The organism is Saprospiraceae bacterium, assembly GCA_026129545.1.
Taxonomy (GTDB): Bacteria; Bacteroidota; Bacteroidia; order Chitinophagales; family Saprospiraceae; genus M3007.
Genome location: JAHCHX010000001.1, coordinates 1,075,419 through 1,099,891 on the forward strand (window position 1 = coordinate 1,075,419; position 24,473 = coordinate 1,099,891).

Annotated in this window: 19 protein-coding genes; 7 read left to right on the forward strand and 12 right to left on the reverse strand. The window is 52.1% G+C overall.

Annotated features, from left to right (window positions below):
- Window positions 1-65: 65 nt before the first annotated feature.
- The 3 genes from KIS77_03905 to KIS77_03915 all read left to right on the forward strand — a co-directional run bounded on the left by KIS77_03905 (window position 66) and on the right by KIS77_03915 (window position 4,858).
- Window positions 66-1,769 carry a DUF1800 domain-containing protein gene (locus tag KIS77_03905; GenBank protein MCW5921462.1) on the forward strand — a complete coding sequence of 568 codons (1,704 nt, stop codon included), beginning with the start codon at window positions 66-68 and terminating at the stop codon, window positions 1,767-1,769.
- A 63-nt stretch (window positions 1,770-1,832) separates the two neighbouring features.
- Entirely contained in the window at window positions 1,833-3,410 is a 1,578-nt protein-coding gene (locus tag KIS77_03910) for a DUF1501 domain-containing protein (GenBank protein ID MCW5921463.1), read from the forward strand.
- A 116-nt stretch (window positions 3,411-3,526) separates the two neighbouring features.
- Entirely contained in the window at window positions 3,527-4,858 is a 1,332-nt protein-coding gene (locus tag KIS77_03915) for a saccharopine dehydrogenase NADP-binding domain-containing protein (GenBank protein MCW5921464.1), read from the forward strand.
- A gap of 24 nt (window positions 4,859-4,882) precedes the next feature.
- Here the strand turns inward: KIS77_03915 and mqnB are convergent, their stop codons facing one another.
- A complete protein-coding gene (gene mqnB / locus KIS77_03920; protein MCW5921465.1) occupies window positions 4,883-5,569 on the reverse strand; it encodes a futalosine hydrolase in 687 nt (228 codons plus the stop codon).
- Between the two features lie 26 nt (window positions 5,570-5,595).
- The gene (locus KIS77_03925) at window positions 5,596-6,579 is read right to left on the reverse strand and encodes an aldo/keto reductase (GenBank protein ID MCW5921466.1); all 984 of its coding nucleotides are present in this window, start codon (window positions 6,577-6,579) and stop codon (window positions 5,596-5,598) included.
- A gap of 95 nt (window positions 6,580-6,674) precedes the next feature.
- On the opposite strand from KIS77_03925, the gene KIS77_03930 reads away from it, so the two are divergent.
- Window positions 6,675-6,992, forward strand: a complete 318-nt coding sequence (locus KIS77_03930) for an antibiotic biosynthesis monooxygenase (protein MCW5921467.1) — start codon at window positions 6,675-6,677, stop codon at window positions 6,990-6,992.
- A 16-nt stretch (window positions 6,993-7,008) separates the two neighbouring features.
- Here KIS77_03930 and KIS77_03935 read toward each other — a convergent pair whose 3' ends face one another.
- Together KIS77_03935 and KIS77_03940 are read right to left on the reverse strand one after the other, a co-directional pair.
- The gene (locus KIS77_03935; GenBank protein MCW5921468.1) at window positions 7,009-7,308 is read right to left on the reverse strand and encodes a hypothetical protein; all 300 of its coding nucleotides are present in this window, start codon (window positions 7,306-7,308) and stop codon (window positions 7,009-7,011) included.
- Between the two features lie 282 nt (window positions 7,309-7,590).
- The gene (locus KIS77_03940; protein MCW5921469.1) at window positions 7,591-8,010 is read right to left on the reverse strand and encodes a nucleoside-diphosphate kinase; all 420 of its coding nucleotides are present in this window, start codon (window positions 8,008-8,010) and stop codon (window positions 7,591-7,593) included.
- Between the two features lie 243 nt (window positions 8,011-8,253).
- Here KIS77_03940 and KIS77_03945 point away from each other — a divergent pair, with 243 nt between their 5' ends.
- From KIS77_03945 to prfB, 3 genes are all read left to right on the forward strand, one after another.
- Complete coding sequence (locus KIS77_03945) at window positions 8,254-9,261, forward strand: bifunctional oligoribonuclease/PAP phosphatase NrnA (protein MCW5921470.1); 1,008 nt, start codon at window positions 8,254-8,256, stop codon at window positions 9,259-9,261.
- An 89-nt stretch (window positions 9,262-9,350) separates the two neighbouring features.
- Complete coding sequence (locus tag KIS77_03950) at window positions 9,351-10,229, forward strand: FKBP-type peptidyl-prolyl cis-trans isomerase (GenBank protein ID MCW5921471.1); 879 nt, start codon at window positions 9,351-9,353, stop codon at window positions 10,227-10,229.
- 93 nt (window positions 10,230-10,322) lie between these two features.
- Window positions 10,323-11,430 (forward strand): peptide chain release factor 2 gene (gene prfB, locus KIS77_03955; GenBank protein MCW5921472.1). Its coding sequence is split into 2 segments (ribosomal slippage): window positions 10,323-10,382 and window positions 10,384-11,430, totalling 1,107 coding nucleotides; the frame shifts between segments, so codons are not numbered across the junction.
- Between the two features lie 174 nt (window positions 11,431-11,604).
- Here prfB and KIS77_03960 read toward each other — a convergent pair.
- The 8 genes from KIS77_03960 to KIS77_03995 all read right to left on the reverse strand — a co-directional run bounded on the left by KIS77_03960 (window position 11,605) and on the right by KIS77_03995 (window position 24,451).
- Window positions 11,605-12,948, reverse strand: a complete 1,344-nt coding sequence (locus KIS77_03960) for a hypothetical protein (GenBank protein ID MCW5921473.1) — start codon at window positions 12,946-12,948, stop codon at window positions 11,605-11,607.
- Between the two features lie 24 nt (window positions 12,949-12,972).
- Window positions 12,973-14,295: a hypothetical protein gene (locus tag KIS77_03965; GenBank protein MCW5921474.1), complete on the reverse strand. Its 1,323-nt coding sequence runs from the start codon at window positions 14,293-14,295 to the stop codon at window positions 12,973-12,975.
- A complete protein-coding gene (locus KIS77_03970) occupies window positions 14,292-15,635 on the reverse strand; it encodes a hypothetical protein (protein MCW5921475.1) in 1,344 nt (447 codons plus the stop codon). Before KIS77_03970 ends, KIS77_03965 begins: the two co-directional genes overlap by 4 nt.
- 35 nt (window positions 15,636-15,670) lie before the next feature.
- The gene (locus tag KIS77_03975) at window positions 15,671-16,555 is read right to left on the reverse strand and encodes a DUF4097 family beta strand repeat protein (protein MCW5921476.1); all 885 of its coding nucleotides are present in this window, start codon (window positions 16,553-16,555) and stop codon (window positions 15,671-15,673) included.
- A 25-nt stretch (window positions 16,556-16,580) separates the two neighbouring features.
- The gene (locus tag KIS77_03980; GenBank protein ID MCW5921477.1) at window positions 16,581-17,189 is read right to left on the reverse strand and encodes a hypothetical protein; all 609 of its coding nucleotides are present in this window, start codon (window positions 17,187-17,189) and stop codon (window positions 16,581-16,583) included.
- Window positions 17,186-17,698, reverse strand: coding sequence for an RNA polymerase sigma factor (locus tag KIS77_03985; GenBank protein MCW5921478.1), 513 nt, complete (start codon window positions 17,696-17,698; stop codon window positions 17,186-17,188). The genes KIS77_03980 and KIS77_03985 overlap by 4 nt, the downstream gene beginning before the upstream one ends.
- Before the next feature lie 84 nt (window positions 17,699-17,782).
- A complete protein-coding gene (locus KIS77_03990; protein ID MCW5921479.1) occupies window positions 17,783-18,892 on the reverse strand; it encodes a response regulator in 1,110 nt (369 codons plus the stop codon).
- A gap of 177 nt (window positions 18,893-19,069) precedes the next feature.
- Complete coding sequence (locus KIS77_03995; protein MCW5921480.1) at window positions 19,070-24,451, reverse strand: AAA family ATPase; 5,382 nt, start codon at window positions 24,449-24,451, stop codon at window positions 19,070-19,072.
- Window positions 24,452-24,473: the final 22 nt, after the last annotated feature.

The window sequence follows — 24,473 nt, forward strand, 5'->3', positions numbered from 1 at the left end:
TCTCTGTGATGCTAATCGGGGAGAAGACAGTCTAGCAATATCCTTTAATTCAACTTTCATTGCGTATGTCCCACCATCCGATTGCCCGCCGGGATTTCTTCCAACATATTGTCGCCTTCTCAGAGGGGAACAAAATCGAACAGGTGCCCGCTGAACAGGCAGACATCGCTGCCGAGATGTTTCCATCGGGAGAGCTCACCATATCCGGTGGCTTAAATCCGTACGCAGGCACATGGGGCAAAGAACAGGCCGCGCACCTATTGCGCCGCGTCACTTTTGGGGTGAAAAAGTCGCAGCTGGACCAACTTGTGGCAATAGGCAGCGCGTCAGCAGCTGTGGATGCCGTGCTGGACGTGCCACAAACGCCCCCCCTGCCACCTGTCAACAACTACAATAGCGCAAACTTTACCGACCCAGCCGTCTCGACGGGTCAAACTTGGGTGAATGCCATGTACAATGTGGAAGCGGAGGGCTATCGCATTGAATCGTGGCGAGGCTGGTGGCTCGACCGCATGCTGCACAGCGGGGCGGATATCCAAGAAAAGATGACCTTGTTTTGGCACAATCATTTCGCCACGCGCACGGAGGCCGCTTTTTGGGGGCGAGCTTCTTACCTGCACAATGCGACCCTTCGGCAACACGCTTTGGGCAATTTCAAAACGCTGGTGAAGGCCGTCACGCTCGACCCGTGTATGTTGATATTTCTCAACGGTTTTCTCAATCACAAGTCTGCGCCTGATGAAAACTACGCGCGTGAATTGCAAGAGCTATTCACCATCGGAAAAGATTCCAACAACACTTACACCGAAGAAGACGTGGAAGCTGCGGCAAGAGTGCTCACGGGTTGGCGCATCAATTTCCTGAACGCCACTACCTATTTGGATGTGAACGCGCATGATACTGGCAACAAGTCTTTTTCGAGCTATTACAACAACACGGTGATTCAAGGCAGCACCAACGCCGAGCAAGAGCTGGATGCCATGTTGGATATGATTTTCAAAAAGGAAGAAGTGGCAAAATTTGTCTGCCGAAAAGTTTACCGTTTTTTCATTTACTATAAAATTGACGCGACGGTGGAAGCGGAGGTAATCGAGCCGTTGGCAGAGATTTTTAGGAACAATAATTATGAAATCCGACCAATGATGGAAGCATTGTTGAAAAGCGAGCACTTTTTCGACGCATACAACAAAGGCTGCTTCATAAAAACACCGCTTGACCTCGCATTGGGTGTCTTGCGCAATTTTGACAAATCGCTGCCAGCGCCAACGCCCTACGATGAGTTTGTGCTGCGCCTCCAAATCAATTATTTCTGCAACAATCTTCAAATGTTGCCCGGCGACCCTCCCAACGTGGCCGGGTGGCCTGCCTTTCGCCAAGCACCTGCTTTTTATCGAACTTGGATAAATGGCGACACCATGCGCAACAGAAACATTTTCTCTGATTTGTTCTCTTTCGCCGTCTTGCTCGGTTTTGGAGACTTGCAACTCGACCACATTGCCATGGCATCGCAGTCGTCGAACCCAAGCGACCCCAATCAGCTCGTTGACGACACGCTTCGTATCATGTTGCCTATGGCGATTTCGCAAGAAAAAAAGCAGCTGCTTAAAAGCATCCTGCTCTCTGGCCAAGCAAACGATTTCTACTGGACTGCCGCTTGGCTGACATATTTGGCTAATCCGAACAACCCAATGGCTTATGAAGCCGTGTGGTTTCGTCTCGCCAATCTTCACAAATACATCATGAATTTGGCCGAGTATCAACTTGCTTGATGTGAAGACTTGCCCGCAGGATTTTGTCGAAAATGTTCGCCTAACTTGCTCAATTTTAAAACTATGAAAAGAAGAAACTTCCTTAGATACAGCGGCGCAGCGGCAGCATGGGCCAGTTTTCGATTGAACGGCTTCTCCATAAACCCTGCTCCGCGCCTTCCCTTTTTGCGAGCATTGGAAGATGGCGGCAACCCCAACAACAGAGTGCTGGTGCTCATTCAGCTCATCGGCGGCAACGATGGGCTGAATACCTTCATTCCATTAGACCAATACAGCAAACTGGCGAGCGCTCGCGCCAGCTTGCTCATCCCAGAAAACAATGTGCTAAAAATAACCGGCACTGCCACCGCCGGTTTTCATCCCTCCATGCCGGGCATCCGAAATATGTACGACAACGGCTTGGTGTCAGTCGTGCAAAATGTTGGCTATCCAAACCAAGACTACTCGCACTTTCGTTCCACCGACATTTGGATGTCTGCCTCCGAAGCGGACGAGTTGGTAGAAACCGGGTGGTTGGGGCGCTACCAGCAAAACCTGCATCCAGATTTCCCGGATGGCTATCCCAATGCCGAAAATCCCGACCCGTTGGCCATACAAATAGGCTCGGTGGTTTCTCTGGCGCTCATGGGCAGCACTGCTCCTGTGGGCATGGCTATTGCCGACCCAACGGCATACTACCAGTTTGTGAACGACTTGGTGGAGCCAGCCCCCGACACTCCATACGGGCAGGAGCTGAAGTTCATCCGTCTCGTGGCGCAGCAGGCCCAAGTCTATTACCAGTCCGTCAAAGGGGCTGCGGATGTGGGGCAAAACCTATCGTCGCTCTACCCGTCGCAAGGCGAAAACTTTCTGGCCGACCAACTGCGCATCGTGGCACAACTAATTAGCGGAGGGCTACAGACACCTATTTATATCGTCACTCTTGATGGTTTTGACACGCATAGCGCACAAATAGACAGCACGTTTGGCCCCTTGGAGGGGATGCACGCCAACTTGTTGCGCATGGTGTCGGAAGCGGTTGCCGCATTTCAGGACGACTTGCGGCTGCTTGGCTTGGACGACCGCGTGGCAGGTATGACATTCTCCGAATTTGGCCGCACGATTGCCTCCAACGCCAGCTTCGGCACCGACCATGGCGCTGCAGCCCCCCTTTTTGTCTTTGGAAAAAACGTGATTCCGGGCATCATCGGCAACAACCCCCAAATACCGAACAACCCTCATCTGTCAGCCGACCTGCCCATGCAATACGATTTCCGTGCGGTCTATGCCAGCACCTTGAAAGATTGGTTTGGTGTCACAAACCCCGAAAACGTTTTGGGCGACCAATTCCCCATTTTGCCCATTTTCAAATCAGGTGTCAGCAGCGTGACCGCTGTCGCCACCCCTCAGGTGCAAGCATCCAATTTTCCCAACCCTTTTCACCATACGACGACTTTCACGTTCACCAGCGAAGGGGGGCAAGTGACCATCAATCTGATAGATATATCGGGCAGGGTGTTGCAAAACATCACAGAAGGCACATACCCGGCAGGCACGCATCGAGTGACGTTCAGCCGCTCCCGCGACCTTCCTCCCGGTCATTACTTTTATCAGGTAAAGGTGAACGGCGTCACGGTGACGAAAAAGCTGGTGGTGATGTGAGCCGCGCTCCATCTTTTTTTTGAACTCCATCGCAAATTCGCTTAGGTTTGCCGTGTCCAAGTCCAGCCATATTTTTCCAAACCACACATTTCGCAGGAAAAAAATACTGATTGTCAATGAAAAACCTCCTCATCATCGGGGCTGGGCGTTCTGCCACGGCACTCATCAAATACGTCCTCGAACAAGCACGTCAACACGACTTTTTCATCACGTTGGCCGATGCCGACCTTGAAATGGCGCGTCGCAAAATCAACGACCACCCCAAAGGTCGTGCGATTTGGCTCGATGCCTCCAAAACCAACGACCGCCGCGACATTATCAGCCGGCATGACGTGGTCGTGTCGCTCCTGCCACCACAAATGCACCTCGAAGTAGCCCAAGATTGCATTTCGCTGGGCAAGCATATGGTGACGGCCAGTTATGTCAGCAAACAGGTGTTCCGGCTGGGCGACGAAGCCCGCCAGAGAGCACTCGTGTTCATGAACGAGCTCGGCCTCGACCCAGGCATTGACCACATGAGCGCCATGCAACGCATCCACAAAATCAAGGCAGAAGGTGGTAAAATAACCGCCTTTTATTCCTATACGGGCGGGTTGGTCGCGCCAGAGAGTGACGATAACCCCTGGCATTACAAGTTCAGCTGGAACCCGCGCAACGTCGTGCTGGCAGGTCAGGGAACGGCACAGTTTCTTGAGGATGGTAAGCTTAAATATATCCCATACCGTCGTTTGTTCCGCCAGTATCGGCTGGTTGATATTCCCGACATGGGACAATGGGAAGTATATGCCAACCGCGATTCCTTACTCTACAAAGATGCGTATGGCCTTCAAGACATCAGGACGCTTTTTCGCGGCACTATCCGACATCGCGGCTTTTGCGATGCGTGGAACGCGCTCGTGCGCATCGGCCTGACGGATGCCACATTCCCTATCGTTGACAGCGACCAACTCACCTACCACGACCTCATGGAGGCATTTCTCGGCATTAGCCAGCATACGGGTTCGGTCAAAGAGCGCATCGCAAAACTAATTGAGGTAGAACCCGATAGCGAGGTGGTTCAGAAGTTGGAATGGCTCGGCCTGTTCAGCAAACGCCGCATCAAAGTCAAAAACGCCACACCTTCCTTGATACTGGAAAATTTGCTCTTGGAAAAATGGGCACTTCAGCCCGATGAAAAGGACATGGTCATCATGCAGCATGTGTTCGAGTACGAACAGCAGCGAAAAAAGCGCAAACTGACCTCCACGCTCATTATGAAGGGCGAAAACGGCATAGAGACCGCCATGTCGCGCCTCGTCGGGCTGCCACTGGGTATTTTTGTGAAACTACTGATGCTCGGTAAAATATCCACCACAGGAGTCAGCATACCCACCATGCCCGAAGTGTATGAGCCTGTGATGCAGGAATTGGAAGAATACGGGGTCAAGTTTATCGAGCAGGAAGAATGAAGGACGGGCTGACGGTTTTGCTGGTTAGCGAGGTGGCACCATTTGTTCGAAGAGCGCAATCAAGGTGCGGTTCAGGTTATTGATGGCGAGCGGCAAGTTCCACCGCTCTCGGTTGCGTGCTTCCACGAAATTGGAAATGCTTCGAACTTCGAGGAACGGAATTTTTGCCGACAGGCAAGCGAAAAAAAACGCAGCGCCTTCCATGCTTTCCAATTGAGCATCGGGGTACTTTGCTCGAATAGCATCAATGGAGGGCGGAAACCCATGCACCTTGTTGACCGAAAGCCCGTGTGCGGCGGGCAAGAAACCGGCCTGTTCGCTTGCGCGATTCCACAATCTGTTTTTTGAAAAGGGTGGGGTATCCTTCTCCATCAAGCCCAACTCGAACAAATCCGTAAAGCGGCCATCGGCTTCTTCCACGCCGAGGTCGCCAAAACGCTCGCTGACGACATTCAGCACATCGCCCAGGCGAAGGTCTTTGTCCAGCGCACCGGCAATGCCGGCGTTGATGGACAATCCGGGCTGGTTGATTGCCAAAAATTGACCCACATGAAAAGCGGTGGCTGCCAGCCCAACACCCGTCACCAATGGGAACACGCTTAGCCCGTTATTTTCAAAAATGCCGCCATCGGTGACTTGGAAGTGTTCTTCCAGCCAATTCAAGGTGGGAGCAATCTCGAAAATAGTGGCGGAAACAAGCAGAATGCGCATTACTTCTATGGATTTCTCGTAAACAATCAGAATTGAAGCGGTACAGGTTTGTTGCTCAAAATGCCTTCTATGCGCTCATTCACCTCGGCGGTCAGCTTCTGCACGACCTCCAAACTTCCAAGCGTCTCTTCCAGTTGCTCGGGCCGCGAAGCACCCAGAATGGCAGTGCTCACATTTGGGTTTTGCACGCACCACGCAACAGCGAGCATGGGGAGCGAAGCCCCAATATCTTTTGCAAGGCCATCCAATGCCCGCACTTGTTCGATGTGGGCGGGGGTAAGATTGCGCTCTTTTAGCCACTCGAACCCCTCCAGCGTGAGGCGCGAACCACTTGGGAACTGCTCCAAGTATTTGCCCGTCAACACGCCAGATGCCAACGGCGACCAAATAGTGGTACCCAGCCCTACCGTTTTGTAAATCTGCGAAAACTCGACTTCTACCTTGTGCCGATGGAACATATTGTACTGCGGCTGCTCCATGACGGGGCCAATCAGACGGTTTTCGCGGGCGACCATGTGGGCCTCCATGATTTCCTGTGCGCTCCATTCCGAAGTGCCCCAATACAGTATTTTCCCTTGCGCAATGAGGTGATTCATCGCCCACACCGTCTCCTCTATGGGCGTGTTTTTGTCTGGGCGATGACAGAAATACAGGTCAATGTATTCCACCTGCAACCGACGAAGACTGGCATGGCACGCCTCAAAGATATGCTTGCGACTCAGGCCAGTCTGATTGGGCTTTTTGCCCCCATCGCCCCAAAACACCTTGGAAGAAACGAGCCACGAGCTGCGCTCCCATTTCATCTTTTTCAGGATTTGCCCCATCACGATTTCACTTTGCCCGCGAGCATATATTTCGGCATTGTCGAAAAAATTCACCCCTTGCTCGTAAGCAATTGCCATGAGGCGTTCGGCAGTTCGGTCTTCGATTTGTTTTCCAAACGTAATCCACGAGCCCAACGAAAGCACGCTCACCTGCAAGCCGGATTTTCCGAGTCTTCTGTATTCCATATTTTGACAACGATAAAAGATGAAAAAAAGACGTTGAAGATGACGAATGACGAATTTTGCATCATCCGAACATTCAACATTCAAATATCCAAACAATGATTGCAAAAACGCCCAACCCGCCCTATTACGCCGTTATTTTTTCTTCCGTTCGCACACAGATTGACGAAGGATATGGTCAGATGGCCGAACAGATGCTCCAACTTGCCGCCCAACAACCCGGGTTTCTGGGTGCCGAATCGGCACGCAACGAGGTCGGCATCACCGTTTCATATTGGGAAAGTTTGGAGGCGATTCGGCATTGGAAAGCGCATGCCGAGCATTTGGTGGCCCAAAAGCTTGGCCGAGAAAAATGGTATAGTGCCTACAAAACGCGCATCTGCCGAGTGGAGAGAGATTACGGGATGGGGACATGAAGCGCCAAGTTTTTTTCTAAAACAAGTTCAAGTAGTAGTATGCCACCCAAGCAAACGCCAAAAGGGTGGTGGCTATCACCACGCCCCGCATGGCCAAATCCCAACGCCGTTTGCGGAAGAGGTTCATGGGAAACAAATTGAGCGCAAGCGCAATGACGAGGCTGGTGCGTTCGCGGAAATTGGGCGTGAAGCCCTCCCCACTCGCACCACCAAGCGCGGCGAGGAGCTTGAATATGTTGAAAATAAGAATGGCTCCCAGAATGGGCAACACCAAGCCAACGAACAGACCCGTCCAAATTTTATTTTGGTTCAGCATAATCTCAAAATTGATGGTTCAAAGTTCCGAGAGACAGTTTCATAAGGGGGCATTCGGAAAAAGAACGGAGGGCGCATCAAGTCCTTTGATACACCCTCCGCAAAAGTAATACACAGAGGCGAAGGCCGGGCGATGACCATCTGACAACTTTCTTTTTTCCTTTCTTGATAGGAAAAACAAGATTGGCAGGTTTTGGAAACAACACAAGCAACCCTGCAAATCCTGTCAACCTTAACAAAAAAAAATCTCGGTAGAAACCCGTCAAGCATTGCAGTCCCAGCCTCAATACATCTCCACCCCGCCGAAATGAAATGCAGATTCGATGGCTGCGTTTTCGTCGCTATCGGAGCCATGCACCGCATTTTCGCCCACGCTGGTGGCATAGCGAGCGCGAATGGTGCCGGGAGCGGCATTGGCGGGGTTGGTTGCTCCGATGAGGGTGCGGAAATCTTCCACGGCATTTTCTTTTTCCAAAATAGCTGCCACGATGGGGCCGCTGCTCATAAATTCGCAGAGCTCCCCATAAAATGGACGCTCGCGGTGAACGGCGTAAAATTCACCCGCTTTTTCAAGGCTGAGCTTGGTCAATTTCATGGCCACGATGCGAAAGCCCGCGGCGTTTATCATCTGGAGAATGTTGCCGATATTGCCAGCGCGCACAGCGTCAGGCTTAATCATGGTAAATGTGCGGTTTCCTGCCATTACAAACAATTGTGAGTGATGAATGATGGATTTGATGAAAGCCGCGCAAAGGTAGAGCAAGATTTTATTTCAAATGAGGGGCAAAAAAAGGTTTTCAGAAAAATAATATCTGGTTGACCCGCAATTCAAGTCGGAACAACGTACTTTTGCCCGCCTTTTTGAAAGGCTTTGTCAAAAATCGGGCGTTGGGCTATCAAGTTCTTTCAAAAAGATACACTTGTTTGCCAACTTCAAACCTCTTTGATGGAGATTCCAGCAAAACTGAAGCAACTGCTTCATCATCCACAGAATGTAGCCATCCTATCGCACCGCAATCCCGACGGCGATGCGATAGGCAGCAGTCTTGCCATGCGGCACTATTTGGAGCAATATGGCCACACCGTTCATGTGTTGTTTCCATCCGAATTTCCAGAAGAGTTTGAAGTGATGCCGGGTGCCGACGATATTTTGGTGTGGGACATCCACACAGAGGAATGCAAGCACGTCCTGACCAAGAAAAACCTGTTCATCTATCTCGATTTCAACCAGTTGAGCCGAATAGACAAGTTGGGCGACTTCATGAAGAACTTGCCCGGCGAACGCATTTTGATTGACCATCACCTCTATCCAGACCCGATGGCCGACTATATCTTTAGTGAGCCAGAGGCAAGCAGCACCTGTGAGATGGTGTATCGGTTCATCGTCGGCATGGGGGACGGGCAGAAGCTCAACCCGACCGTTGGCGAGTGTATCTTCACAGGTCTGGTGACCGACACAGGTTCTTTTCGCCACGCCACCAATCCGCTCGTGTATCGGATAGCAGCCGACTTGGTGGAACGCGGCGTGGACGACACTGCGGTGCAAGACATGATTTTCAATTCCCAAAAGGAGAAAAATCTGCGTTTGCTAGGCCATTGCCTCTCCAACCGTTTCGAGTATTACCCCGAGTTTCGGACGGCGCTGATATGGCTCTCGAAGAAAGACTATGAGCAATTCAACATTCAGCGCGGCGACGCAGAGGGCATCGTCAATTACCTGCTGACCATCAGAGACGTGCGGCTCGCTGCCTTCATCCACAATCAACCGACGGTGGTGAAACTGAGCCTGCGCTCCAAAGGCGACCTCGACGTGCAGGAAATTTGCAAAAAACATTTTAACGGCGGCGGACACAAAAATGCCTCAGGCGCTTACTCGCACGACAGCCTCAAAGCAACCATCGAAAAATTCAAGAGCCTATTGCCGCTCTACAAGGAGCAATTGCTGAAAAATTAAAGACTTTAAATTACACAACCCCGAATCTCAACAATCTCAACAATTTGGCACATCACTCATTTATTTTCAAGAAAATGCGTACATTTTTGATGTTGGCTCTCGCAGCCATTTTTCTCTCTCAAATCGCCTGCAAACAAGATGGCACCACGACGGAACATGGCTTCCGCTACGTCAACCACACCAATAAAGGCGGCGAAAAACCCCAACCCGGCCAAACGGTATTGTTCCACTTCGAGGCATACATCGGCGACTCGCTCATGGGCAGCACCCGCGTCAACTTCGGTGGCCCCCGTGAATACGAACTACCCGCAGCCGACAAGCTCCCGCAGCGCGTCCCAGCTGTTTACGATGCACTTTTGCTCTCAGGGGTAGGCGATAGCGTCACCATCTATGAGAAAATAGACTCGTTTTTGCAGCAGTTTGTCCCCAAGTCGCTACAAACCGAAAAAGAGGTCCGCTACGAAATCGTCTTGGAGAAAATCGTGTCTCAAGAGGAAGTCCAGCAGAAAATGGCCGAAGCGCAACAGCGGGCTATGGAAGCGCAAAAAGCTGGAGAGGAAGCCATCACTCGTGCCCCCGGCGTGGCCACTATGGTGAAAGCCACCGCTGCCGACTATCGTGCTGGCAAATTGAAAAGCAAACTCACCACCACACCTTCCGGCTTGAAAATACTCACGGTGGACAAGGGCAGCGGCTCCCCCATCAAGCAAGGCGAACCCGTCAAAACACACTATTATGGCGTGCTGACCAACGGCACCATGTTCGACAACTCTTTTGAACGCGGCCAGCCCCTGCCGTTCAGTGCAGGTGTTGGGCAGATGATTCCGGGCTTCGACGAAGGGGTGCTCACGCTCAACCACGGCGGCAAAGCCTATTTGTTCATCCCGTCCAATCTTGCCTACGGCGAAAACGGCCAAGGCTCCATACCACCCAACGCAGAGCTGGTTTTCTACATCGAGGTATTGTAAGAAAATGGGGATTTGTTGATTTGGCTGTTTGAAATAACTCGGTCTCCCTGTCAACAAATCCCCAAACCAACCACACCATCAAAAATTTTTGCCATGACTATCGAACAACTTAAAGAGTTGAAGGATAAGCTGGCGGTCTTAAGGAGGTATCTTTGACGTGGACAACCGCGCCAGAGAAGTCGAAGACCTGACCAGCCAAACCCTCGACCCCACATTTTGGAACGACCCCAAACGCGCCGAAGCCATTCAGCGCAAAATCGGTCTCAACAAGAAATGGCTCGATGAATACGCCAGCCTCGCCCGAGAGGTGGACGACCTCGAAGGCCTTTATGAGTTTCAGAAAGAAGGACTTGCCGACGAATCGGAGGTGGATGCCCAGTTTGCCAAAGCCACCCAGATTTTGGCGGATGCCGAATTCCGCAGCACGCTCAATCAAAAAGAGGACTCCATGAACGCCGTGCTCAACATCAACGCGGGCGCGGGCGGCACGGAGGCCTGTGACTGGTCGGCCATGCTGCTGCGGATGTATAAGATGTGGGCCGAAAAATCAGGCTTCAAAGTCATTGAACTCTTTGAGCAGGACGGCGACGAGGCTGGCATCAAATCGGCGAGTATCGAGATTCGAGGCGACTACGCCTACGGCTGGCTAAAAGGCGAGAACGGGGTGCACCGCCTTGTGCGCATCAGCCCGTTCAATGCACAGGGCAAGCGCCAGACCTCGTTTTCCTCCGTGTTCGTCTATCCGCTCATCGAAGACGACGAAATCGAAGTGAAAATCAGTCCAGACGACTTGAAATGGGACGTTTTTCGCGCATCCGGCGCAGGTGGGCAGCACGTCAACCGGACGGAATCCGCCGTGCGCGTCACGCACATCCCGACGGGCATCGTGGCCGAATGTCAGCAAGACCGCAGCCAGCACCGCAACCGCGAGATTGCGATGACTTTGCTGAAAAGCCGCCTCTATGAGGTCGAGCTGCGCAAGCGCCAAGCCGAGAAAGACAAAATCGAAGCAGGCAAAAGCAAAATAGAGTGGGGGAGCCAAATCCGCTCCTATGTGCTCGACGACCGCTGGGTGAAAGACCTCCGCTCCGGCCATAAGGTGCACAACCCCGACGCTGTGCTCGATGGAGACCTTGACGGCTTCCTCAAAGCATATTTGATGTGGGAACGGAACCCGACGGCGGTGGAAGTGGAGGATTGATGATTTTCGCGGTGCGACTTGCGATTTTATACCTTGATTCGGTAGGATTTGTCAGATGACCATGATTGCTCTCCGTGATTTTGAACAGATTGTGATTGCGGCCATGCCCAAAACCTAACGGCGCGAAGTATAACTCGCCCGGCAGCATTAGAGGCTGTCGGGCGAGTTTGTTTCTTATAAGGCCAATCCGACGCGAAAGCTGCTTGTGAATCTTACAGGAGATTCCTTTGCGGTATAGTCCTTTCCGTCCTGAACTCCTTTTCTGCGCTGTGGGCCACCGACTACGCCAAGGTTCAGGTCAATAAATCCATTTTTGAAAAAACGGTATTGAATGCCGCAGAGTGGGCCGATATTCCAAGCGTTTTTCGTGTCCTCAAAATAAGTTATTGTATTTCCCGCAACCTGCGTGCGCTCTTCGTTGCTATGCTCAAATGCGGTTTGCAAAGCGATGTATGGCCCTGAAAGATTGTTTCCCGACTTTCCGGTGGCGATGCGTTTTTTCAAATTGAAATAAAATCGGGGCTGAACGTGGCCGCCAAAACCCCAGCCGGAAAAATTGTATTCAGAAACATATTGAGTGCTGACCTCTTGACGCATGCCGGCATACCCCAGCAATTCGACGGAAAATGGAGACTGTCCCAATTTTCGCTCATAAGCGAGGGATGCCGCGCCTTTCAAGTTGTCCTTGTCTGCGATTCGCAAGAGATTGTAAAGGTCAATTTTTAGCATCTGTACCTCGTCGCGAAAGCATCGCAGGGCATCGCAATAGGCTAAATCTTGTTTTTCGTCTTTCGGCTTGAAAGTGGCCAAGCCGAAAGAAAACTGTGTGTTGGCGTAAAGGTCCCAGTGCGCACGTTGCTGCAAAGTTGCTTGGTCAAATCCATCCGAATACCGGGCGCCGATGCCGAAGCTGACTTCGGAAAAACCCCTCCGAAACAACCGGCGTTGCCACCCCCAGCGCAAAGCCATCGTGAGTTGGTCGGAAGCGAGGCGAGCCTCTTCACCGCTGAGGTTTGTGCCATAATGGGTATATGCAAGTTGCAAACCGAGATAGTTTCCACTGAAATTATTGGCGCTGCGGCCTTCCCTTACGCCCTTACCCATTTGATAATACCAGCGTGGTTGCAGATTGAGCTGATAGACAAAAACCCTTAAACTTCGCGGCACCGCTGGCAAATCGTCGGGAAAAGGAGGCGGCAGGATGAGCGGGAAAGTGTCGTAGCGATTGATAAGCCCTAACCCCAGCCCCAACTGTATCGAAAATGAAGGCGACAATTTGTGTTCGACGCTGGCTGCACCTGCCAAATCACCATTGTCGGATTCGCCTAAAATGTACCATTTGAATGCCCAACGAGCTGGCACCATGGTGCCGAATACTCGGTCATACTCATCGCCAAAACGTTGTTTTTCAAACGCACCTACTTCTTGACTGACGGTGATGAAAGTGGTATCATTGGTCTGACCCGACAGCGTAACGCAGGTTAGAAAAGCGGAAAAAGTCAGTACGGTATGTCTCATGGATTTCTCAAATTTTGTATTGATTTAAAAAGCCAATCCGATGCGCAGTGCGCTAAGCAGGTAAATCAAGGTTCGTACTTTCGGTTGGGAGGATGATTTGTCGTTGCCGATAGAGGCCCCAAAATTCAGGTCAACAAAGCCGTTGTCAAATATGCGGTGCTGGATTCCCCACAGCAACCCCGCGCTTTTCCGATTGAAAGTTGCTGCCTGTTTGCTTGTCGTTCCGTCGCTATTTTGGGTTGTATATTGGGTGTTGCTTTGATTCAAGTCAACTTGCCCTGCAAAGTATGCCCCTGACAGGTTGTTGCCGGATTTCCCGGTCGCAATGCGGCGTTTCAACCCGTAGTAGTAGCGACCCTGCAAATGCCCCCCTACGCCTATTGTGTTTGATTTAAAGGTTCTGTTGAGGGGTGAATTATTATACCCATCATACTCGAAGCTATAGTAGCTACCGTCCAACCTTATTTGCCCCTCAATAGAAAAAGGAGATTCGCCCAATTTTTGCTCAACAGCCACCCGCAGGGAGCCTTGTATTCTGTCCAGAGTGGCGGCACGGAAAAGATTGAACAAATCAATTTTAAACATTCGTTTCTCCTCTCTAAAACACTGGAAAACATTACAATAGGCCGCCTTGTCTGTCATCTCTGGTTTGGGGCTTGTCAAAGCAAACCCTACTCCCAGCCGGGCGTCGGTATAGATGCCGACACGGCCTCTGTAAAAAACTGTCTGGGGGTATTCTCTGAAGCCTATGCCATACGATATGTCAAAATAGCCATATCGGAATAACCGTCTTTGTATTCCAAATCGGGCGCTAACACCGTGATATATGCTTTGAGGCAGTGTTGCATCGCTTTTGCGAATCCTTATGTCCTGTGCCCATTCGAGACCGAGATAATTGCCGCTGAAATTGTTGGCGCTCCGCCCATCGAGGATGCGTCTTCGCATATCAAAATACCAACGCGACTCTGCCCGAAATCGGTGAGCGACAAATGTCAGGTCTCCGCCATCAAACAAACTGCTATTCATACTGAATCCCAGCTCGTAAGAAGCATTGATTGAGATGGCTTGGCTGAGTTTATATTCAGCATCGAGCCGCAGTCCCCTTTCGTCAACTGGGAACATACTGCCTGCGTCCCATTTGAATATCCATCGAGCTGGTTGATGAGTGCCGAACACATAATCATAGCGGTCAATGAAACGCTGTTTTTCAAAACGAGTGGTGTCTTGGCCGATGCTGACAAATGTGGTGTCATTTGATTGGCCGAAAGCGATTGCACAAGTGGCTGTGGTGATGAGAATGATGAGGATGATTTTTATGAAAATTTGATTTTGTGCTCTATTTTTCAAAAAGCCAACCCGACGCGCAGGCCTCCTGTAATTTCAAAAGAGCGTGTCTCGTAGATGTGTTTTTTGCCGTCTTTAATACCGTCCTGATGTTCTGGGCCACCGACAAATGCGAGGTTTAGGTCAATAAATCCAGTCTTGAAAATCCGGTATTGAAGCCCCCACATTGGCCCCATTTTCAAATAATCCACCGTGCCGTCAAAGTCGGATTTGAAGCCCCTGTCACTGTCAGTGCGCTTTTCCGTGTTTCGCTCAATTGCGGTATGCAGGGCGATATAAGCGCCGGAAAGATTGTTGCCAGATTTGCCCTTGGCAATGCGTTTTTTGAGACTGTAATAAAAGCGAGGTTGGATATGCCCACCAAATCCCCAGCCTGAATAGCCGTATTTGTAATTCTCGCCGGCGGCCACCTCTTCTTTTCGCGCCTTCACAAACCCTAACAACTCAACAGAAAATGGCGACTGCCCAAGTTTTCTCTCCCACGCGAGCGAGGCTTTCCCTCTCAAATTGTTTTTGTCTCTGATTTTCACAAGGTTGTACAGGTCAATCTTGAACATTTGGTTTTCTTCCCGGAAACAGCGGAGCACGTCACAATACTCCAAAGCCTTCTTTTCTGCTTTTGGTCTATAAAGTGCCAATCCGAGAGAAAACTGCGTGTTGGCAAAAAAATCCCAATAACTGCGCTGACCTAATACCCTCTCGTCGAACCCGCCGGAGCGCCGCGCACCGACACCAAAACTGACATCCATGAAGCCGTGCCGGAAAAGACGCCGCTGCAAGCCCCAGCGCAAAGCCGCCGTCGCTTGGTCGGAAGCAAAACGCGCCTCCTCACCGCTCAAACCCGGTCCGAAAGTGGTGTAGGCCAACTCCAGCCCGAAGTAGTTGCCGCTGAAATTGTTGGCGCTCAAACCTGCTCTCATGCGCCGCGCCATGTCGTAGTACCAACGTGACTGAACGCCAAAACGGTGGATGGCCATTGATGTGCTTAGCGGGAAATAGAACACTGTATCGAGGTCGGGAAAAGGCACAAGCGGCGAGAGGGAATCGTAGCGGTTGGTTCCGCTCAATCCATAAGCGAATTGCAGCGAAAAAGCGGGCGATAGTTTGTGTTCGATGCCCAAATTCAACGCAGTGCCTATCTCGTAGCCGCCCGTCAAATCCCAGCGGAACATCCACCGTGCGGGATCCATCGTGCGGAACACCTCGTCGTACCTGTCCATGAAGCGCGGGCTTTGATGGGTCGAGATTTCTTCGCCATAGAACAAAAAAGTAGTGTCTTTCGTCTGGCCAAACAGGGCGGCACAGGTGAGCAAGGTGGCAAAAAGCGAGGCAATTCTTTTCATAAAATTTTTATTTTGCTCAACGGGTCATATTGTTTCTATTTGATAACGATGTTTCCGAACGTGGTCTCCACAACCATGCGGGGTCGGTTGTTGCCCTGATGAATGGACGCTTGTTTCGCGTTGATACCTGCGCCTGCGTCAAGGCGGAGGCTGAGCGGCATGGTCAGTTCGCCGTGGGTGGCTTTGAGGTCGAAATTGTGGCGATATGGCTGTGGCATTTCCACCGTCACATCGCCTTTGGAGGCTTGCACGCTCACGTTGCCCGTTTGGGCGGCAGCCTCTATTTGCACCTTGCCGTATTCGCTGCGAATGGTGCAGTCATTGCCAAGCCCCGTGAGCGATATATCGGCACGTTTGGCATCAATCTGTACTGGGCCAGTTAGTTGGCTGCCGTCCACGTTGCCGTAGCGGCTGTCCACCTCCACTTTGCCGCTGAGTTGGAGCAGCGTGAAAGCGCAAAACTCACCGGTGAGCACCACTTTCGCGGCGATTTTTTCCAGCCGGGCGCTGCCGAATTTATTGGTGAGCGTGGTCGGGCAATCCGCCGGTACGGTCACTGTCAGTTTTGCTTTCAGGTTGGAAGCCGGCAATGCCGCGCCCGAAGGCAAGCCGATGTAAGCGCGGATAAATATTTTTTTCCCGATGGTGGAAGTCACGAATTTCCAAGCCTTCAAATCCTGCGTGGCGCTGTCGAGTTGGGGGTGGCGGGCGGACAATTCTGCTTTCACACGCACCGAATTTTGGCCTGCTGGGGCGGTCTCTATCTCGATGTCCGCCTTTTCGCAGTTGATTTCTACCGCGTAGCCGGGTTTCCACGGCACGGTTTTTTGCACCGTTTTGGTCACGACTTGGAGCGTAGTTTGGGCCGCCGCTTTACCTGCCGCGAGCAGCAGAATGAGCAGCAATGTTTGGATTTTCATGCTTTAAATGATTGAAAATCAGTTTTTAAATCAAGGACATTATTTGTCGGAGCAATCCCGAACGCTCGCGCTCGATGCGGACGAGCTGGGCGACAAGGCTTGGGTCGTCGCCGTATTGGCCGAGTGCCTGACGCAGGGACTCTTTGGCTTCGGTAAGTGCGTCCAACTCGGATTTCAGGGTTTTGAATTCAGGCTCTTCGCATACTGGGGCGCGGGATTGGCAAAGTGTCTGCACGAGTTCGAAGGCCGTGTCCTCTTTTTCCTGCACGGAAGCTCGGATTTGTTCGTCCAATCTTGCTTGCGAAACCACGATTCGTTCCGCGCCGACATTGCCAGTTTTGAAAAACCACCACGCGCTCAACAAAACCAAAGCGAGGGCAGCGGCTGCCATGAGCCGCCGGAAAATCGCGAGGCGCAGCATTGGCCTCGTCGTTGGGTTTCGCTCCAACGCCGTCTCAAGATTTTCCCAAACCTGTGCGGGCGGCTCGTATTTCGGCAAAGTCCGCGCAGCCGCCGAAAGTTGCTCCTCCGCGTTGAGCGATTCCTCCAACGCATCCCAGAGTCCGGCAGGCGGCTCATATTGGGGCAGGCGTTGTATGGCCTGTTGCAAGGTGTTGTGGTTCAATTCTTTCATATCAGCGTGAGGGTTTGGCGCAAGCGTTTTTTGGCGTAAAAAAGTTGGGATTTGGAGGTGCCTTCGGAAATGCCGAGCATATCGCCGATTTCTTTGTGGGAAAAACCTTCGATTTCGGCCAACACGAACACTGCACGGTAGCCTTCGGGTAGCGCCTGAATGGCATGTTCCAAATACTCGACATCCAAGTCGGTGCCCCAATCCCAATTGACCGTTTCGTGGTGTGGTTCGAGCGACTCAAAACGGATGCGGCGGCGGCGCAATTCGCCGAGCGCCGTGCGCACCACGATGGTTTTTATCCACGCGCCGAGCGTGCTTTTTCCCTGAAAATCAGCAAGATGACGGAACACCTGTAAAAAGGCATCCTGCAACACTTCTGCTGCGGTGTCGAAGTCGCCCGTGACCCGGTAGGCCAAGGTGTACATCGCGTTTTTGTAGCGTTCGTACAGCTGCCGTTGGGCGTTGCGGTCGTTGGCTAAGCATTGCTGGATGAGGTCGCGCTCGTGCATGGGTGACTGTTCGTCTTTTCGGCAGTTGTTTGCTTTAAAGAGGGGCAGGCGGCACAGCGACGTTGTATGGGGGGGGCGATTTTTTTACGTTTCCAAGAAATACATCTCAATTTCTCCCTTGTATTTGGCGCTTACTCTGCCGCGCTGTTCGAATTTGTAGCGTCCGTTGACGAGCCTCCAAGTGGATTCGGACACGTTGATGCGGCCTTTTTCGCCGCTGCTTTCAAGTCGGGCAGCGATGTTCACGTCGTCGCCCCAGATGTCGAAGGCAAACTTGGTGTTGCCAACCACGCCTGCGATGACCGAGCCGCTGTGTATGCCGATGCGCACATCGAAAGATGTTTTTTGGGCTGCTGTGCGTTTTTCTTTTTCCTGACTGATGAAATCAAGGATTTCGATGGCCGCTTGCAAGGCTTGGAGGGCGTGGTTGGCATTGGGCACGGGCAGGCCCGTGACGGCGAGATAGGCATCGCCGATAGTCTTGATTTTTTCCACGCCATGTCGGCTGAAGATGGTGTCAATCGCTTGAAAATAGTAGTCCAGCTCTTCAATCAATTGCTCCGGCGACATTTGCTCGGCGATTTTGGTGAACTCCACGATGTCGAGAAATATCATGCTCACTTGGTCGAAGCGGCGAGGCTGCACTTTGCCGTGTTGCTTCAGCTCTTCCGCGATTTCGTCGGGCAGTATGTTGAGCAAAAGGCGCTCGGACTTTTCTTTTTCCTCATTCAGCTCTTTGGTGCGCACTCGTACTTTTTCCTCCAATTGTTCATTGGCTTGCTGGAGGTCGAGCAATAGGCTGGCGTTGTGTTTTTGCAAATAATACTTCTCCACCGCCATATCGAGTGTGTGCTTCAGCTCGGGTTGGTCCCATGGTTTGGTGAGATAGCGGTAGATGTTGCAGATGTTGATGGCGCTCACGATGGTTTCTACGTCGCTGTAGCCTGTCAGGATGATGCGCACGTTTTCCACGGTGGGTGGTATTTTGCAAAACAATTCGACACCGGTGCACATGGGCATCCGTTGGTCGCAAATCAACACTGGGACTTCCTCGCTTTTGAGAATATCGAGTGCCTCATCGGGGGATGTGGTGGTCAATACGTTGAAATCCCGGCGAAAAGCGGATCTGAAAACGATGAGGTTGTCTTCCTCGTCGTCCACATACAGCACAGTGGGTTTTTCTGGTATGTTCATACAGTCGAATGATTCGATTTTTGAAGATTGGTTTACCGGACAAGGGGAGTGGACGGGGTTGGGTTGAGAACCGCCTATGTTAAGGTCAGCAGGTATAGAGGCGCTTTGTTCGGTCGTGCGTGAAGAGCGGGGTGTGAGGGGCGATTGTTTCTCTTGGACGAGCTCAGCCGGACAAATCTAAACGCCTTGTGTAACCGGTAGTGTAATCACAAAGGTAGCGCCTTTGCCTTGTTCGTTGTTCGCGTAAACTGCGCGTGCCGGACTTTCCACCGAGATGCTGCCTTTGTGCTCTTCGATGATGCTGTAGCTGATGCTCAACCCCAACCCTGTGCCTTCCCCAACGGGCTTGGTGGTGAAAAACGGTTCAAACAAGCGGCGTTTCACTTCTTCGCTCATGCCCTTGCCCGTGTCGGAGATGATGATTTCAACCGCATTGTTTTCTTTCAAAAAATTGGTTTCCAATGTGATGGTGCCGCGCTCCTCTATTGCTTGCAAGGCATTGTTGATGATGTTGAGGAAGACTTGGTTGATTTTGCCGGCGGCACATTCCACCAGTGGCAACTCGCCGTATCGCCTCACTACTTCGGCTTTTTTCTTGATTTGGCTTTGCAGTATTTCGAGCGTGGAGTCAAGCCCCTCGTGTATGTCCACGGCTTTCAGCTCGCCCTCGTCGAGGCGGCTGAAGTTTCGCAGACTCTTGACAATGCCGATGGTGCGGTCCACACCTTTTTGAATGCTTTTGAAAAGGGTATCGCTGTCTTCGAAGATTTCAAGGATTTGCTGTCGGCGCTGTTTTTCGGAGAGTTGTTGGGCCACTTTGTCTGTGTCGGCGTTGGGGTTGAGATAAGTATCCATGACCTCTTTGACTTCCTCGAAGTTGCGCACCAAATTGCGTACGCCGACGGAGACAAAGTTGATAGGGTTGTTGATTTCGTGTGCGATGCCCGCTGTCAGTTGGCCCAGCGATGCCATTTTTTCGCTCTCCACTAATTTGGCTTGAGCCATTTTTAGTTCGGTGAGCGATTTTTCGAGGGCATCTTTCTGCCGCATCACTTCGGCGGTGCGCTCGGCCACTTTTTGTTCGAGACGCTCATATTGAAGGGCGTTTTCGAGCGATACTGCCACTTGCCCAGACAGGAGTTTCATGATTTGCACGCGCTGTTCGGTGAAGACTCCCGTGCTGAGTTTGTTTTCCAAGTATAAAATGCCGATTATCTTACCCTGATTGATGACTGGCAGGCAGAGCACGGAACGCGGGTTGTTTTTCTGTGCCACAGGGTCGCTGGAAAAGCGGGTGTCTTGCTGTATATCACCGATTACCAAGTCCTCGCGCGTGCGTGCCACATATTGAATCACGGATTCCGGCACGAGCTCGTTGCCATGGAGCGGGGCGGAAGCGGGTTCGTGCGATGTGACTGCGCTCTCAGTGGCGTTTTTGGGTTCTTTTTCTTCTTCCACCGAGCCTTTTGCTTCGAGTTGCCACTGGCCGTTGCGTTCTATAATGAGGTAGCCGTTTTGAGCGCCTGCGTTTTCGACGACGACGTGCATGAGCTTGGACATGAGCTTGTCCAGATGGATTTCGCCGGAGATGGCGAGCGCGGCTTTTGTGAGCGAGAGCATATCGAGCTCGTCGCTGCTATGGCTGCCGGAGCGGGAGGAGTAGGTGTCGCTGGTGGTGGTTGTAGGGGCTTTCAAGCCGTGTTGCTGGTCGAGTTGGTTTACTTTGGCCACTGCGCCCCATTTTTGGTAGAGACGGCGGGCTTCGAGCAAGTACTGACGGCTTTGCTCGGGTGCCGAAGCCGCCAGAAAACGAGCGTAGAGTTCGTTTGCTATGGCCTCCTCGTTGGTGAAGCCATGAGCGTTGGCAGTGGCGATGGCATTTTTGTAGAGTATGCTGGCCTCCCTTGCGTTGCCTTTGAGGCGCTGGATTTCGGCATCCACCAGATGTTGTTTGGCCAAGTTGTTCGCGGGGCCGCTTTTGGCAAATTTCTTTATTAATCTCAGTGTTTTTTGGGCTTTTTTGATGAGTTGCTGTCTTTTTGCGGGAGTTTTTTCGGCGGTGCGTAGCAGCGTGAGCGCGTAGAAATGATGAATGGCCATCACATGCGGGGTGGCTAATACCGCGTCGAGCAGTTTCACGCATTTTTCACCGTTTTCCAATGCTTCCTCTGTTTCGTCGAAGAGGTAACTGAGCATCATCCGGCACAGGTAATAGACGCACAGCCCGCTTAAATCTTTGCCTTGGATTTGCCGCTCTGTCTCGGTCGTCTCGTCGTAGTGGGGGCCAAGAAAACGGGCGCTTATTTGGTTTTCGTCGAGCAGGTTGGCCACCGCCTGTTGGGGTATGTTTAGCCAGACGATGCTGGTGTTCTGTTTGATTTTGTGCAGAGCTGCCACATAAGCATCCATTTCTGCTTTTACGGATGGGAGTGGCAGTTCCCCCATGTAGAGTTTGTCAAAGCAATAATTGAAAATCGCGTAAGAGCCATAGGTGAAGTCGCCGTTTTCCAGTCCTTTCTGGTAAGCGTTCAAAAGCCCGTCGAGGCAATGTCTGAAATGCACGCGCCATTGAAGGATAAAGCCCGAATGGACGAAATGCACCCGCGAATAGACGGCAGTACCATTCAATTTTTCGAGCACCCGAACGGCGATATCTCCAAACTTTTGTCCTTCATCGAATTCAAGGGTGCTGCCGCACATCACCAACCCGTAGGTGGCGTAGGCAAATGCCGATTGGATGTGGTTGCCGTACTTGACGGAAAGGCTGACTTGTTTGAAAACGACGAGGGGGAAAAGGTCGGGTTTGGCAAAATAGGAGGCAGATGCGGTATAGGGAAGGATTTCCATGATGGCCGTCGCTTTGGGGTCGGTCATGTTGGGCTGCCCCACCAATTGGTCGGCGGACTTTCCGCGCAGGCGCAATTTTGTTTCAATCAAACTTTTGACGATGTGCAGTTTGCTTGGTTTGCTGGGAAATTTCACCCCCAGCAATTCCAGCACTTCCAGACAGGTGCTCAAGGCCTCTCCATTGCGGGTCAGAGAAAGATAGCCCTGTATCTTGATGCTGTATGCTTTGACTTTGTGGAGCAGCTCGGCGGCATGGTCGAACACCACGCCCGTGAGCCGCACCATGCTGTCGAAGTCGCCGCTGAGATAGGCAGCTTCCGCGCTCTCGTTGTGGAGCTCGAGCGTGAGGTCGTAGTATCGCTGCCATGCGTCGGGTGGTAGCAAGTTGGTGCCGGTGGAGAGGTATTTCCATGCTGGCTCGTGGGCGGCGGAGTTTTTAGCCCGCTTGCCAGCCATGAGGTTGAGTGTGGCAAGTTGATTTCTTTCGGCTTCTTCTTCAATGAGCTGTATGCCGGCGTTGAATTGGTTGGCTACCTCAAACAGCCTTTCGCGCTTTTCTTCTTCTGAGAAATGACCGAGCATGAGCCGCCCGATTTTCAGGTGCAAGGCTTGTTTGTCCGAATCGGGAATGAGGTCGTAGGCGGCCTGTTGCACACGGTCGTGCAAAAATCGGTATTCTACTGGCGTGCCCGAATCGGCGGCATCTGGTATTTCGGCCACGCGGTAGGCGTTGCCAACGGGCACTATCAGCCCTTCCAAGATGGCGGGTCGCAAATCTTTCGCCGTGAGGTGAAGCGGTTTTTCATAGACGGTGGCAAGGGTGTGCAGGTCGAACTTGTTGCCGATGCAGGCAGCGTATTGGCAAAGGCGCTGGGCTTTTTCGTCGAGCAGGCGGATTTTGCCGCTCATCAGTTCCACTACGTTGTCGGTGATGTCGCGGAGTTTTATTTTTTCCAAATCCCAATACCAACGGTGCTCCGCGTGGTCGAACACAAACAGTTTTTCTTGATGGAGCGACTTCAAGAACTCGTTGACAAAGAAGGGGTTGCCACCAGTTTTTTCCAAAATCAATTTGGACAACTCGGCGGTTTCGCCGGGCGGGCAGTGCAGCGTGTCGGCGATGATTTGGCTGATGTGTGCGAATTGGAGGGGAGCGAGCGTGATTTCTTTGATTGGGACAAATTGCGCTTTCAGGCTTTCAAAGGTCTTTATGAGCGGGTGCGCGGCATTCACCTCATTGTCGCGGTAGGCGCAAATGAACAACAGATGGGCCGTTTCCTTGTCGGCCATGAGCAGTTCGAGCAGCTTCAGCGACGGAATGTCGGCCCATTGCATATCGTCAACGAAAAACACAAGCGGATGCGCTGGCTTGGTGAAGGTGCTGACGAACTGCAAAAATGCGAGGTTGAATCGGTTTTGCGACTCGGACGGTGGCAGCACGACGGGGGCTGGTTGTTTGCCGATGATGAGTTCCAACTCTGGCAATACCTCGGCGATGACACCCGCATTAGACCCCAGCGCGTTCAGGAGTTTTTCTTTCCAAGCGGCTATGGAGGCATCGCTCTCGGAAAGCAATTGGCGAATCAGGCCGCCGAATGCCTCGATGCCCGCGCTGTACGGCGCGTCGCGGTTGAACTGGTCAAATTTTCCGTGAATAAAATAGCCGCGCTGCGCCACCACAGGTTTGTGGATTTCTTCGATGAGTTTTGTTTTGCCGATGCCCGAAAAGCCCGACACGGTGAGCAGCACCGCGTCGCCTTGCGCGGCCTCGTCGAAAGCATCGAGCAGGAATTCCGTCTCCCATTCGCGCCCGTAGAGTTTTTGAGGAATCAAAAACCGGTCGGACACGTCGTTTTCTCCCAACGGGAAAGGCTCGATGCTGCCTGCTCGTTGCCATTGCAAGGCGCATTTTTCCAAATCGGCTTTCAGCCCTTTCAAGCTTTGGTAGCGCGATTCGGGGGATTTTTCGAGCAATTTCAGCACTAGTTCCGACAAAACAACTGGCACGGTGGGGTTGGCTTCTGTCGGCGAAATAGGCATCCGCGCGAGATGCGCATGGACCAACACTGCCGCATCGCCTGATGGGAAAGGCGGCGTGCCGGTGAGCAATTCGTAGAAGGTGGCACCGAGCGAATAAAGGTCGGAGCGGTAGTCAATCGGGCGGTTCATGCGTCCGGTCTGTTCGGGCGAGATGTAGTGCAAAGAGCCTTCCAACTCGCTGTGACTGACGATGCCTACGGTTTCGTTGGTCAGCAGGGTAGCGATGCCGAAGTCTATCAGCCGAACATCCTTTTGCTTTGGGTCCACCAAGATATTGTCGGGCTTGATGTCTTTATGGATGATGTTGCGGTGGTGGAGTTCGGCCAGCATTTCTGTCAGCCGGATGGCTATCGGGAAAAAGGAGTCGAGCGGCAGCGGTTTTTTGCCTGCGATTTGGCTCAAGGCCATGCCGCCAAAGTCTTCCATCACCAAGGCTGCCCCACTTGTGAACTCGTGCAGTTCGAGCGTTCTGACCGCGCCTTCAAAATCAAGTTGCCGGGCAATGTCGTATTCCCGGCGCAGCTTTGCCATTTCCCGCGTATCGGAAAACTCGCCCGTGCAAATTTTCAAAATCACGGCTTGCCCGTCTCGCAGCCGCATGGCACGGCAGACGGTGCGACGCTCATCCGACAGAAGGGTGTCTTTTATGTCAAAATCCGGGACAACTATCATTGGTATGGATTGATGAAGTTTG